At 68.0% G+C, this 13,225-nt stretch carries 10 protein-coding genes; 1 reads left to right on the plus strand and 9 read right to left on the minus strand.

Features of this window, described 5'->3' with window-relative positions:
• Positions 1-84 precede the first annotated feature (84 nt).
• The 3 genes from treY to glgX are packed head-to-tail and all read right to left on the minus strand — an operon-like array spanning position 85 to position 6,448.
• Entirely contained in the window at positions 85-2,634 is a 2,550-nt protein-coding gene (treY, locus tag LWE61_RS05305; protein WP_234148980.1) for a malto-oligosyltrehalose synthase, read from the minus strand.
• The gene (gene treZ, locus LWE61_RS05310; RefSeq protein WP_234148981.1) at positions 2,631-4,346 is read right to left on the minus strand and encodes a malto-oligosyltrehalose trehalohydrolase; all 1,716 of its coding nucleotides are present in this window, start codon (positions 4,344-4,346) and stop codon (positions 2,631-2,633) included. The genes treY and treZ overlap by 4 nt, the downstream gene beginning before the upstream one ends.
• Positions 4,343-6,448 (minus strand): glycogen debranching protein GlgX, encoded by a 2,106-nt coding sequence (gene glgX / locus LWE61_RS05315; protein WP_234148982.1) that lies wholly within the window; start codon positions 6,446-6,448, stop codon positions 4,343-4,345. The genes treZ and glgX overlap by 4 nt, the downstream gene beginning before the upstream one ends.
• A gap of 518 nt (positions 6,449-6,966) precedes the next feature.
• Between glgX and LWE61_RS05320 the strand changes: the two genes are divergently transcribed.
• Entirely contained in the window at positions 6,967-7,152 is a 186-nt protein-coding gene (locus LWE61_RS05320) for a hypothetical protein (protein WP_234148983.1), read from the plus strand.
• A 94-nt stretch (positions 7,153-7,246) separates the two neighbouring features.
• Here LWE61_RS05320 and LWE61_RS05325 read toward each other — a convergent pair whose 3' ends face one another.
• The 6 genes from LWE61_RS05325 to LWE61_RS05350 form a co-directional block, all read right to left on the minus strand.
• Positions 7,247-9,787: a sensor domain-containing protein gene (locus tag LWE61_RS05325; RefSeq protein WP_234148984.1), complete on the minus strand. Its 2,541-nt coding sequence runs from the start codon at positions 9,785-9,787 to the stop codon at positions 7,247-7,249.
• Positions 9,788-9,869: 82 nt separating this feature from the next.
• Entirely contained in the window at positions 9,870-10,991 is a 1,122-nt protein-coding gene (locus tag LWE61_RS05330; protein ID WP_234148985.1) for a sulfotransferase, read from the minus strand.
• Positions 10,978-11,349, minus strand: a complete 372-nt coding sequence (locus tag LWE61_RS05335; protein ID WP_234148986.1) for a hypothetical protein — start codon at positions 11,347-11,349, stop codon at positions 10,978-10,980. The genes LWE61_RS05330 and LWE61_RS05335 overlap by 14 nt, the downstream gene beginning before the upstream one ends.
• A complete protein-coding gene (locus tag LWE61_RS05340) occupies positions 11,346-11,606 on the minus strand; it encodes a hypothetical protein (RefSeq protein ID WP_234148987.1) in 261 nt (86 codons plus the stop codon). Before LWE61_RS05340 ends, LWE61_RS05335 begins: the two co-directional genes overlap by 4 nt.
• Positions 11,594-12,931, minus strand: a complete 1,338-nt coding sequence (locus LWE61_RS05345) for an arylsulfotransferase family protein (protein ID WP_234148988.1) — start codon at positions 12,929-12,931, stop codon at positions 11,594-11,596. The genes LWE61_RS05340 and LWE61_RS05345 overlap by 13 nt, the downstream gene beginning before the upstream one ends.
• Before the next feature lie 49 nt (positions 12,932-12,980).
• On the minus strand, positions 12,981-13,130 hold the full coding sequence (locus LWE61_RS05350; RefSeq protein ID WP_234148989.1) for a hypothetical protein: 150 nt from the start codon (positions 13,128-13,130) through the stop codon (positions 12,981-12,983).
• Between the last annotated feature and the right edge of the window lie 95 nt (positions 13,131-13,225).

Raw genomic sequence — 13,225 nt, forward strand, 5'->3', positions numbered from 1 at the left:
GGATGCAGGGGACAGGCGTTCGAGGGTTAAACATGGCTGACGCCTTTGGGTTTCATTCATTTCGTTCTGATTAATGTCGATCAATCAATTAGTTGCCGTGGAGAGGGCGACATGCACGGTTTTGCGGGCAAACAGGGCGCTAGCGGGCTGCGCGCCATCGCCCGTGCCAATCATCGTATCGCCCCACCAGTCGCCGTCCGGCAGGCGAGCGCCCGTGCCGACCAGCGGCGCGCCCAGATGCAGCGCGGCGGCACAAAATAGCGTCTCATCGCCCTGCGTGCGGGTGAAGGCGATGACATGGGTGGCGCGCGATCCGGTGACGGGGAGGGGGCGATAGTCGCCCTGCGCGAACAGGCGCGGATGGTCGCGGCGCAGGGCGAGCAACTGGCGGACCAGCGCCAGCTTGGTGGCGTCTCCGGTTCCGGCACCGCTTTCGCCGGGCGTTTCGCTCTGCGTGGCGAGCAGGGTGCGGCGGGTGGCATAGTCGACCGGATCGCGGTTGCCGGGATCCACCGTGCTATAATCCATCAACTCGCACCCCTGATAACAATCGGGCACGCCGGGCACGCTGTAATGCAGCAGCGTCTGGGTGAGGCTGTTGGCGAGGGCGGCGGGCGCGATGCGGGCCATGAAGGCGACGAAATCCGCGCGAAAGACGCTGCCCTCCGCCAGCAGCGCGGTCGCCATCGCGCGGTAGCGTTCCTCATAGGCTTCGTCGGGCGCTTCCCAGGAGGAACGCAGCTTGGCCTCGCGCAGCATCTTCTCCTGCCAGCCATGGATGCGGGCGGTGAGGGCGTCGTCCGGTTCGCGCCATGCGCCGACGAGCGCCTGGAACAACTGGTAGAGGTCGGCGGGGTCGATGCCCTCCGCCTGCGCCTGGACCAGCGCCAGCCAGTCGCGCACCTGCGCCGCCCAGAGCGCGGGGATGGCGCTGAGCACCGCCAGCCGCGCGCGGGCATCCTCGCCCCGTTTATGGTCATGGGTGGCGGTGGCCAGCATCGCATGGGGATGGGTGGCGGCGCGCGCCTGCATCGCGGCATGGAAATCCGCGACGGGGAGGGCGATGCGGGCCGGATCGAAACCGACGTCATTGGCGGAAAGCAGCACGGCCTGACGGTAGAAGGCGGTGTCCTCCACCCCCTTGGCCGCTATGGGGGCGGACAGTTGCTGGAAGCGGCGCACGGCGTCCGCCGCCAGATCGGGGGCGACAGGCGGGTCGGAATCGGCGTGGTCGAACGGTGCGCCCGCCAGCCGGTCGAGGATGAAGTCGATCACCGGCCCCTCACCGGGCGGGACCAGCGGGGCGACGGCGCGGCGGGCGGCGTCGCGGATCGCGCGATCGCTGGCCGGAGCATCCGTCCCCGTGCCATAGGTGCGATAGACGGGGAATATCCACAGCAGCCGCTCGATCGCCCGGCGCAGCATACCGCCGGTCATCCACGTCTGCCCCGCCGCGCGGGAGAGGCGGACGAAACTGTCTACGCAGGCGCAAAGCTGTCCCTCGAACTGCCAGCTCAGCAGGTCGCGGCGGGCGGCCAGCGCCTCTTCCTCGAAATCGGGGGTACGGCCACTGATCCCGGCCCAGAGCGCGCGCAGGGGCGCCTCGCCCGCCGGATCGTGCAGCAGTCCCGCAACCTCCCGCATGAAATCATAGCCGCTGGTGCCGTCCACGCCCCAGTCGATGGCGAGCGGTTCGTCGGCGGCGAGGATCTTCTCCACCACGATATAGGCGGGGCGGTCCGGCGCGATGGCGGCGAAGCCCGCGCGCAGGGCGCGGCCATAGGCGGCAGGATCGGCCAGCCCATCGACATGATCGACCCGCACCCCGTCGATCAGCCCGTCGCGGAACAGGTCGAAGACCAGCCGGTGGGTGGCGGCGAAGACGGCGGGGTCTTCCACCCGCACGCCCGCGAGCTCGTTGATCGAGAAGAAGCGCCGCCAGTTGATGTTGTCATGCGCGCCGCGCCAATAGACCAGCCGGTAATGCTGGCGGGCGAGCAGGGAGGAGAGCGCCGCGCGGCCACTCTCGCTGGCGGGGTCATGGGTGGCGAGCGGGGCCACTTCCTCGAACACAGGATCGTCGGGGCGGATCGGGTAGACGGAACCGCCATGCACCTCGACGCCCAGCCTGCTGTCCGTCTCCACCAGTCGGACGACGCCGGTCACCAGCGCCTCCGGCAGGGGGACGCCGAGTATGGGGAGGGTGATCGGCTGGTCCTCGCCCCGGTCCATGTCGCGCCAGTCGATATCGCCCCAGTCGATATCGAAGGTGGCGGCGTGGATGCTGTCGCGGCCGTTCGCCAGCACGTCCATCCACCAGCGATTTTCGTCGCCCGCTACGCCCATATGGTTGGGCACGATGTCGATGATGAGCGCCATGCCATGCGCCTTCAGCGTCGCGACCAGCGAGCGCAGGCCGCTCTCCCCACCCAGTTCCGGGTTGATGCGGGTGGGGTCGATGACGTCATAGCCATGGGTGGAGCCGCTGGCCGCCATGGTGATGGGGGAGGCATAGACATGGCTGATGCCCAGATCCGCCAGATAGGGGACGATCGCCTCCGCCTCCGCAAAGGGGAAACCGGCGTGGAGTTGCAGCCGATAGGTGGCGCGGGGGATGGTGGAGGGGGTGGTCATGCGGGGCGCAGCCATGCGGCGAAGCTGGCGGGTGCGCCGGGGTCGCCCTCCGTAAACATGGCCTTGCCGGGCGGGGCGGCGAAGGGGACCGGCGTGTCGCCCAGATTGAGGAGGATGGTCAGGATCGTGCCGTCGCCCATCCGCCAGACCGCGCTGACCGCCCGGTCGCCCAGCGCCTCCCCCCCGATGGCCGTCGCGCCGCGCAGCCGGGGCATGATATGGCGCGTTCGCAGCGCGATGAGGGTGCGGTACAGCCCCTCCCATTGCGCCGCGTCCGGGCCGGGCTGCGGGAGGGACGCGGTGAAGGTCGCCATCGCATTGGGGTCCGGTATCCGGGCGCGGGCATCCTGGTCGCGAAAGGCGTCGAACTTCGCGAATTCGCGGCGGCGGCCCTCCCGCACGACATCGGCGAGTTCGTCGTGGAAATCGGTGAAGAAGAGGAAGGGGGAATGCGATCCCTGCTCATCGCCCATGAACAGCAGAGGGATGTGTGGGCCGAGCAGCAGCAGCGCCGTCGCCGCCCGCAGCCGCGCGCTGTCGGTCAGCAGCGGCAGCCGCTCGCCCAGCGCGCGGTTGCCGATCTGGTCATGGTTCTGGAGGAAGGCGACAAAGGCGGTGGGGGGCAGGTGGCCGCTCGTGGTGCCGCGCGGCTTGCCGTCCTGATTGGGGGAGGGTTCGCCCTGATAGATGAAGCCCTGGCTCAGGCAACGCGCCAGCCGCTCCGCCGGGCGATCCGCGAAGTCGGCGTAATAGGCGCTCGTTTCGCCGGTCAGCAGGACGTGCAGGACATTGTGGAAATCATCATTCCATTGCGCGTCGTACAGGCCGGGGGCGAGGCGGGCCGCATCATTATGCTCATTTTCGAGGATCAGGTGGATGGGTCGCGCGGTCCCCACTCTCTCCCGGATTTGCGTCGCCATCCGGTCGAGGAAGCCGGGGTCGCCAATCGCGTGCACCGCGTCGAAGCGCAGCCCGTCGAAGCCATAATCCTCCAGCCACATCAGGGCGTTCTCGACGAAGAAGGCCGCGACCGGCGGCTGATCCACCGCCACCGCGCCGCCCCATGGCGTCACCGCATCGGCGTGGAAGAAGGCGGGGGCATAGGCGCCCAGATAATTACCGTCGGGACCGAAGTGATTATAGACCACGTCGAGCAGGATCATCAGGCCCAGTTCGTGCGCGCGGTTGACCAGCGCGCGGAGGTCGGCGGGTGTGCCATAGCTTTCATGGGGGGCGAAGGGCAGCACCCCGTCATAGCCCCATCCGCGCGTGCCCGCGAAGGCGTTGACCGGCATCAGTTCGACGGCGGTCACGCCAAGGTCGGCGATGCGCGGCAGATGTTGCAGGAGGCCCCGGAATCCGCCGCAGGCCCCGACATGCACCTCCTGCACGATCGCCTCCTCCCATGGCCGCCCTTGCCATGGCGTGGCGGAGGGGGCGGGGTGGGCCGTGACGAGGCTCCAGCCATGCACGCCGCCGCGCTGCGCCCGTGATGCGGGGTCGGGCACGGCCAGCCCGTCGTCCAGCAGGAAGCGATAGGCGGTGCCGGGGCCGGCGTTCGTCACCTCCGCCTCGAACCAGCCGTCGGGGCGGGCGGTCATGCGGACAGGCGTGCGCCCCTCTACCTCCAGCCGGGGTGCGGCCTGCCCGGGCGCCCAGAGGCGAAAGCGGGTCGCGTCCGGTCCCGCCGATGTCGGCCCCCAGAAGGTCATTCCCCCTCCAGCGCCCAGAGCGAGCGGATCAGCACGGCGCTGTGCGGCTCCAGCGTATAATCGCCCTCCACCGACACATCGACCAGTTCGGGGCGGGCGCTGTCGACCAGCAGGCTGCGCTCGCTGAACGGGCCGGGCAGGGCGAAATGGATGGCGTCGTCGCTGGCGTTGAGCAGCAGGTTGATCGCCTCCACCCGCCCGTCGTCCAGCTTGATCGCGCGGCGCATCGACAGGGCGCGACCATCGGGATTGCCCCAGTCGCCGTCCGACAATTGCTGTCCCCGCTCGTCCCACCATTCGATGTCGCCGACGCCATGGCCGGGCGAGTCCTGACCATAGAGGAAGGTCGGCGCGCGCAGCACCGGATAGTCGCGGCGCAGGGCGATGATGCGGGCGGTGAAATCGGTCAGCGCGGCACCGGCCTCCGTCCCCAGCAGGCTCCAGTCGAGCCAGCTGATCGCATTGTCCTGGCAATAGGCGTTGTTGTTGCCGCCCTGCGTCCGGCCAAACTCGTCGCCCGCGACCAGCATCGGCGTGCCCAGCGAGGCGAACAGGGTCAGCAGCAGCGACCGCTGCACCCGCGCCCGCGTCGCCACGATGCCCGGATCGTCGGTCGGCCCCTCCGCGCCCCAGTTGCGCGAGAGGTTATTGTCGTGGCCGTCCCCATTATCCTCGCCATTCGCCTCATTATGCCGCTCCTCATAGGCGACCATGTCGGCCAGCGTGTAGCCGTCATGGCTGGTCAGGAAATTGACGCTGGCCCATGGCCGCCGCGCCCGCCGGTCGAACAGGTCGCCGGAGCCGGAGAGGCGGGCGGCGAGATCGCCCCGCTGCCCCGGATCGCCGCGCCAATATTTGCGCACTGTATCGCGATATTTGTCGTTCCACTCCGCAAAGCCGGGCGGGAAATTGCCGAGCTGATAGCCGCCCATGCCCACATCCCATGGCTCCGTGATGAGTTTCAGCCGACCGAGGATCGGATCCTGCCGCAGCACGTCGAAGAAACCCGCGCTGGGATCGAAGCCGGTCGGCGTGCGGCCCAGCGTCAGGCCGAGGTCGAAGCGGAAACCGTCGATGCCGAAGCTGGTCGCCCAGTAGCGCAGCGAGTCCGCCACCATCTGGATCACGCGGGCATGGCCCAGGTTGAAGGTGTTGCCGGTCCCAGTCTCGTTCAGGCAGTAGCGCCGGTCGTCGGGCAGAAGGCTGTAATAGGTCGCATTGTCGAGGCCGCGCCAGCACAGCGTCGGGCCGAGTTCGCTGCCCTCGCAGCTATGATTATACACCACGTCGAGGATCACCTCGATCCCCGCGGCGTGCAGGCGGCGGACGGCGACGCGCAGTTCGTCCTGCGTGTCGCTGGCGAAATAGCTGGGTTCGGGGGTGAAGAAGTTGAGGCTGTTATAGCCCCAATAATTGCGCAGGCCCTTTTCCTGCAAATAGCGGTCCTGCGTGAAGCTGTGGATCGGCATCAGTTCCAGCGCGGTCACGCCCAGCCGGTGCAGATGGTCGATCACGCGGGGATGGGCGAGGCCCGCGAAAGTGCCGCGTTCCTGCGCGGGCACATCCTCCAGCAATTTGGTCAGGCCCTTGGCGTGCGCCTCGTACAGCACCGTCTTCGACCAGGGTGTGTTGGGCCGCACGTCGCGCGACCAGTCGAAACTGTCATGGGTGACGACCGATTTGGGCATGGCGGGCGCGCTGTCCCGCTTGTCGAAGCCCAGGTCGGCACGGCGGCCCCGCACCGGATAGCCGTGCAGCGCGTCGGTCCATTTCAGCGCGCCGGAGAGCTTGCGCGCATAGGGGTCGATCAGCAGCTTGTTCGGGTTGAAGCGGTGGCCGTTCTCCGGCTCATACGGCCCATGGGCGCGATAGCCGTAGAGCAGGCCCGGCCGGGCGTGGGGCAGGAAGCCGTGCCAGACCTCGTCCGTGCATTCGGGCAGGTCGAAGCGGGCGATCTCCTTGCGGCCGCCGGGGTCGAACAGGCACAGCTCGATCCGCGTGGCATTGGCGGAAAAGACCGCGAAATTGACGCCCAGCCCGTCGAAGGAGACGCCAAGGGGGTAGGGGGTTCCGCCGTCAAGGCGCTCTGGAAGCAGGCTCAAGACCAGTCCTTTATGCAGGAGGGAGGGGCTTATGCAGGCGGGAGGGCAGGCCGGGCGCGGGTGGGATGACGCCCGACGCACCAAGATGGGCGGATCAGTCCGGCGTTGGGGATTTTGTTGCAGATGCGAAGGCGAGGCTCAGCCGCGGGCGGGCGGGGCGGCCCTCGGCGCTGTGTGACGCATGGCGATCCGGCGCGGGTGCGCCTGTATCCCGCGCGTCATCGGGGCGGTGGTCGATAGGGTGGCGGTCGGTCACGGCAATCTCCTTGCGCCGCAGCATGGGCATCCCTGTGCAGAATGTTTGCGGAGGCAAATGGATGCAGGGAGATGCGCGCTGGTGTCGAAAAGGGCGCAAGGCCCCGACCGTCGGCAGGCGGCGGGAGATTGCGGGGCGATGAAGGGGTTTTTCGTACTGGCGCTCACCACGCACGGTTTGGCGCATCCAGACGGCAGGGGATGCTGCGCTAGGAAACATTCATGGCACAATATATTGTGCAATCGAACCAGTGGAGGATGCGATGGGTCAGGCGTGGAGCTGCGAACATCTTGAGCGCCGGATCGAGCGTTATTATCGGCTCGCGGCTGCGACGAAATTGCCGGAAATCCGTCAATTCTATATCGACCGCGCGCGGCATTACCGCAAGCTGCTGATCTCCGCCCTCGCCATCAAGCCGCTGGAGCCGCGCCTGCTGGCGGCCGTTTGAGCGGTCAGCCACGCCGCTCCGAGTCGTTTTCGGTCGGCCCAGTTATGGGCACCTAGTTAATAGCCGGGCACCGTCAGACGATGATCCCGCCGGGTCAGAAAATGATCGTCGAATGGGGTTGCGGATAGGCGAGCAAGAAACCCTGCCCGACCGTGCAGCCATGGTGCAGGAGGATGTCCTTCTGCCCCAGCGTCTCCACGCCTTCCGCGACCACTTCGATGCCCAGGCTGCTGCCCAGCTTGACGATGGCGTCGACGATCGCTTCGTCGCCCCGGTCCTGTTCCAGATTGCGCACGAAGCTGCGGTCGATTTTCACCACATCGACCGGATATTGCTTGAGATGGCTGAGTGAGGCGTAACCGGTGCCGAAATCGTCCAGCGCGATGCGGACGCCCGCACTGGCGAATTGCTCCAGCGCCTTCTCCACATGGGATGCGCCGCGCCCCAGAAAGACGGTTTCAGTGACTTCAATCTCGAAATTGCAGGTCGGCACACCCGCGCGGGACAGGGCGTCCAGCACATAGTCGGCGAAATTGCCACGCATGAAATCGGCGGCGGAGGCGTTCATCGCGACCCTCCCTGGACTTTTGCCCGCGTCCAGCCAGGCGCGGATGTCGCGTGTCACGGCGGCCAGCATGGTCTGCGTCAGGGTAACGCCGATCTCCGCATGGTCGAAGGCGGCGGCGATGGTGCCGGGCAACTGGATGCCGCGTTCCGGGTGGGTCCAGCGCAGCAGCGCCTCACAGCCCAGCACCCGGCCGGTCCGCATGTCGATGCGCGGCTGATAATAGGGGATGATGCGGCCATGGTCGATGGCGTCGCGCGCGAGCTGGATCATCGCGCTGCGCTTTTCCGCCTCCATCCGCAGCGCGGGGTGGAAGAGCGTCAACCGACCCCGGCCCGTGCCCTTCGACGCATAGAGGGCGAGGTCCGCCGCCTTGAGCAATGTCTGCGCGTCCGCGCCATGCTCCCCGAATACCGCGCCGCCGATGCTGGCGCTGCATTCTAGCAATTGCCCCTCGAAGGCATAGGGGCGGCGCAGCGCGGCGAGGATGCGGGCGCTGCATTGCTGCAACAGGCTGCTGTCGGCCAGCGACGGGGCGATGAGGCCAAATTCGTCGCCGCCCAGCCGCCCGACCATGGCGTCGTCCGGCGCGGCGGCGCGCAGGCGGCGGGAGAAATTGCGGATCAGCGCGTCACCGGCGTCATGGCCTCGCGTGTCATTGGCGCGCTTGAGTTCGTCGATGTCGAGCAGCAGCAGGCCGAAGCTGCCCCCGGTCCGTGTGGCATCGGTGGCCATGTCGTCCAGCGTCGCCTGCCACAGCGCGCGGTTGGGCAATTTGGTCAGCGGATCATGCGTCGCGGTCCAGCGGATGCGCTCCTCCGAATCCCGCTCCTTCGTCACGTCGCGGAAGGTGACGAGGATGCGCGCGATGGAATCCGGGTGGGAGCCGGGGAGCGAGGATTTCGCCAGCGCGGCCTTGGTGGCCCAGCCGACGCTCCTGATCCAGCGCATCTCCCCCGTGTCCGCCCGGTGGATGCGCAGCGTCGCGTCGAAATGGGGCGACATGGCATGGCCCGTCACCGCCGCCATCATCTCCTGAAGGATGGCGCGGTCGTCGGCATGGACCAGTTGCAGGATGAGGTCTGAGGTGGCCTCCAGATCGGGCGCGATGCCCAGCATCGTCCTGAACTCGTCGGACCAGATGCGGATACCGGTGACAAGGTCATAGTCCCAGATGCCCAGCCCGGCGGACTGGACGGCCAGCCGCAGGCGCTCCTCGCTGTCGGTTCGGGCCTGCTGCGTCAGTTCGGCCTCGTGAATATCCTCCAGCGTGCCGTACCAGCGAACGATGGCGCCGTGCCGGTCCCGCCGCGCCTCGCCGCGCGCGCGCATCCAGCGATAATGGCCGTCGCCGCCGCGTACCCGATAGCGGACATCGACGGGGTCGCCGCTTTCCAGCTTTGCCGCCCATATCGCGAGCGCCTGAGTCACGTCGTCCGGGTGGAGCGACCGAATCCAGCCGCCGTCCAGCGCATCGTCGCGGGTGGTGCCGGTCAGGCTTTCCCAGCGCGGCCCGACTTCCTCTATCCGGCCATCGGGCCGGGCGGTCCACGGAACCTGCGGGCTGAGTTCGACGAAGGAACGGTAATGCTCCTCATTCTCCATCGCGACGGCGCGCAGCGCGCGCATCTCCTCATCGGCATGGTCGTGAATATCCTCGACCGTGCCGTACCAGAAGGGCGCGCCGTCCGCGTCCTGCCCGCGCGCCATGCGCAGCAGGGCCTGCCGCGTCCGACCGCCGAGGGTCAGGGACAGGCGCAGCGGCTTTGGCCGGTCGGCATGGGCGGCGATGTGGATGACCTGTCGCCGGTCGCGGGCGGACAGCAAGGCGGCCCAGCCCCGCGCGGCCACCGCCGATTCACATTGCCGGCCAAAGGCGGTCGGGCCGCCCTCCACCTGTCGCAAGCGGCCGCGCCGGTCCGTGACCCAGCGGACGATGGCCGGGGTCAATGTGTCGAAAAGCGGAGAAAAGGCGATGTTGTTATGGCCAGCGAACCCCTTCGGCCGCGCGGCATCTTGCCCCGCTTCCGAATTTCTCTCTCCAAACCGCCGACCGACGAAATAGTCCACTGATCGTCCTGACCGATCTATTATTGTGACGTGGGCAACCCTATCCAGAAAATACTAAAGAACTACTGCACAGAATCGAAGATCAGGATGCGAGGCGAAAGATACGGACCTGTTCGTCCCGTCGGGCGTGAAGATGGGCCAGTAATCGCAGATGGTCGTAGAGGGCGGATGCTTCGCGCAACCCGGCGGGATCGAAGTTGCTGTCGCGGTTTTCGGCCGGGTTTTTGGGCAGCTTGCCAGGCGGCGCGCTGAACCGGGACGGCTGGCCGGGGGGCAGATCGAGGCGGTCGAGCAGCCGCCGCCAGACCGCCGGATCCGTGCACAGCTCCTCATGGCAGACCAGCAGCATCCGCCCGTTCGCCTGCCCGACCAGATGCCGATGCACCCTGATCCACATGTCGAGCCAATAGTCGGGCACGTCCGGCGTCAGGTGGGGCGGGGGCGGGCCGCCGATCAGGAAGGGGCGCTGGCCCAGGCCGAATTCATGATGGGCCAGCCCGTCCATATAGGTGCGGATGAACGGCGAGTGCCGCTGCAACGCCCGGAAATGGCGATGCTGTCGCCACAGGGACAGGGCATGGTCGGCGGGATGGCGAAAGGGGATGACGAACAGCGCGGCGGGAAACCCCTGCTGCAAGGCGGGCAGGCGCAGGATATTGTTATTATTCTTGGACAGGTAGCGGGCCTGTCCCGCATCCGGCGACGCCATGATCGCGGCGACATAGCGACGAAACAGCGTCATGACATGATCGTCCGGCTGGTGGGGCAGCAGGCCGTGGCGGCGGATATAGTCGCTGCCGGACTGGATGCGCCAGAAGAGTTCCTCCAGCGCCTCCGGGCTGTCGGCATCGACCGGGATGCCGTCGCCATGCGCGCGTTGCCGGGCGGGAGCATCGGCGGAGCGGCCCTTGCGCCAGCGCGCGGAGACGCGTCGCCACAGGTTGGGGGCCAGCGGGAAGGGCATATCGCGATAGGTGAGCGAGCGGAACCGGCGGCTGTCATGGAGATGGCGCAGCAGGATGGTGGTGCCCGCCCGCGCCAGCCCGGTGACGAAGACATGGGGCTGCCCGGCGACCGCGTCCGCCCTGTGCGCCGCACCGCTGGCCCGCTGGTCGAGGTCGAAGCTCAGTTCCGCCAGCGCGGGCAGGCCCAGCGCCAGCCGATGCAGCAGCCGGTCCATCCGGCCATAGTCATGCCGGACCATGATGCCGCCGCGCCATGAGGTAGAGGAGGGAGATCAGGAATCCGGCGGCCAGCCCGCGGGCGCTGCCCATGAAGCGGGCCGCATCCGGCATCAGCCTGTCCATCCCCTGCATGGTCGCGGCGGCGAGCAGGGTGAAGGCGGCGAAATAGGCGGCGAGCATCAGCGATTGCCGCCCCAGCCGCAGGGCATAGGCGGGCATCACCTTCTCCTTCCAATGATCGGAGATGGCGCGGGACAGGATGACATGCTGCGCCTGTGCGCAACTGCCCAATGTCCGCCGGGCCTGACGGGCGATGGGCATGTGCAGGAAGAGTTCGGCGGCCAGGCAACTGGCCAGCAGGGTGGGCAGCCAGATCATGAGAGGCGCTTGCCCCGCGACACGATGCGCGCGCGCGGATGGCGCGTGGCGGGGCGGCGGAACAGCTTCCGGTGCAGCCGCTTGACCGGATACCAGATGAAGGAGACGAGGCTGAGGATGATCGCGCCGATCAGCCCGAAGACGACGCCCACCGCACCGAGGCTGGAACCGGGACCGACATAGGCGAAGGCGGGTTCCGCCGCCAGCAGGGTGAGGAACAGGGCTGGGAACAGGGCGGGGAGGGTCAGTCTGCGCATGGGCGGGCCTTTTCGAACAGGGGGCTGGGGGTGGGGAGCAGGAGGGTTTCGGAGATCAGCAGGTTGCGGCCGCTGGTCCGGGGGTCGTGGTTCAGGATGCTGGCGGTGACGCGGCCTTGGCGGTCGACCTCCAGAACGCGGCCCTGCCCGGAACTGGTGATGAGTGTGCCCCCGTCCGGCAGCGGCTGATGCTTGCCCCGGATGCGCGTGTGGAAGTTCAGGCGCGCGCCATCGACGATGGTGCGGTGGCCGCCGGTCGCGGGATCGAAGGCGATGATCCGGCTGAATCCCTGCCCCATCCGGTTGTCGAGCAAGCTGATCTCCCCCATGGGCGACCAGTCGGGATCATGCTGGCGGAAGCTATGGTCGTTGGTGAGCCATTTGATGCGCAACGTCCCCGGATCGACCACCGCGACCAGATTGATCGAGCGGAAGCTGAGCAGCAGGTCGCCCGCGCGAAATTGCGGAAAGCGGGTCGCCAGTGCGGCGGGCAGCGGGTCCACGTCGTTGAGATGATAGGGGTCGGGATGGCTGCCGCGCGCGGATGTGCGGCTGTTCTCCCCCAGTTCGTTGTCGTTGATGCGCAGCATGTCGAGCGCGCTGACATCCGGGTTGGCCCGGCGCAGCGCCGCCATGTCGATGGTGCGGACGATCCGTCCGGTGGCGATGTCGATCTTCTGGATCGTGTCGCCCGGAGCGACGCCCCAGGCGAAGCGGCCGTCGTCGGTGGGGGAAATGCTGTGGTTGAGATAGGCGGGGGAGGTCCAGCGCACGTCGCCGCACCACCCGACCCGCACCGTCCGGTAATTGCTGTCGAACCCGGCGAGGATCGACCCGTCGCGCAGCAGCGCGAAACCATGGGGATAGGGGGCCGGTTCGAACGGCGTGACAGCATCGCCCGACGTGCCGCCGCCGACCATCCAGACATGCTCTATGGCGAAGGCAGGCGAGAGGGCGAGGGCGGCATAGGCGGGCGCGCCGTCGATCTGGAAGATGCCATAGAGTATCCGCCAGCCCCGCCGGGGCGGGTGGGCGGCATCGGTGCGGACGACCAGCCCCTCTATGCGGTGGCGGCTGTGGTTGGCGACGGGGCGATAGCCGGGGATGGCGCCGAACTCGTCCGGCGTCCGCGACAGGGCAAAGCGGTCGCCGGTCACATTGGCGAGGGTCGCCGCGACGAAGCGCGGGGCGTCGGCCAGCGCCAGCACGGCCTGCGGGACCGCGCCACCGGGATTGCGGACCGCCCAGACCACGCCCGCCGCGCACAGGGAGGCGGTGCAGGCGAGGACGATGCCGTTGCGGACCAGATGTAGGGGACGGTTCATGCGGCCTCCCGGCCGGGAGGCAGGAGCAGGGGGAAGGGCGGGCGTCCGCTCATCCGAACAGCCCCGACCGATACCATTTGCGCGAGGCCAGCGTGCGGACCAGATCGCACTCGCAGCGGCGGCAGATCGCGCGATAGACGCCGCCCTCCTCCTGCACCGCTGTCTTGCGGGGGACATGGGTGCAGGTGTGGGCGTGCACAGGGGCCTGTACAGGGGAGCGGGCGGGCGCTGAGGCAGGGGCAGGCGCGTACATTCGGACAACCTCGATGAAGGGAGAGTTGAAGAGGAGTGAAG

Origin of the sequence: Sphingobium sufflavum (genome assembly GCF_021403115.1) — a bacterium.
In the GTDB taxonomy this organism is placed as follows: Bacteria; Pseudomonadota; Alphaproteobacteria; order Sphingomonadales; family Sphingomonadaceae; genus Sphingobium; species Sphingobium sufflavum.

What these genes read in the sequence shown, in the direction of transcription:
- treZ (WP_234148981.1), bottom strand. Translation starts at nt 4,346, where the DNA reads ATGACCTTCTGGGGGCCGACATCGGCGGGACCGGACGCGACCCGCTTT.
- LWE61_RS05340 (WP_234148987.1), bottom strand. Translation starts at nt 11,606, where the DNA reads ATGCGCAGACTGACCCTCCCCGCCCTGTTCCCAGCCCTGTTCCTCACC.
- LWE61_RS05345 (WP_234148988.1), bottom strand. Translation starts at nt 12,931, where the DNA reads ATGAACCGTCCCCTACATCTGGTCCGCAACGGCATCGTCCTCGCCTGC.
- LWE61_RS05330 (WP_234148985.1), bottom strand. Translation starts at nt 10,991, where the DNA reads ATGGTCCGGCATGACTATGGCCGGATGGACCGGCTGCTGCATCGGCTG.
- treY (WP_234148980.1), bottom strand. Translation starts at nt 2,634, where the DNA reads ATGACCACCCCCTCCACCATCCCCCGCGCCACCTATCGGCTGCAACTC.
- LWE61_RS05320 (WP_234148983.1), top strand. Translation starts at nt 6,967, where the DNA reads ATGGGTCAGGCGTGGAGCTGCGAACATCTTGAGCGCCGGATCGAGCGT.
- LWE61_RS05335 (WP_234148986.1), bottom strand. Translation starts at nt 11,349, where the DNA reads ATGATCTGGCTGCCCACCCTGCTGGCCAGTTGCCTGGCCGCCGAACTC.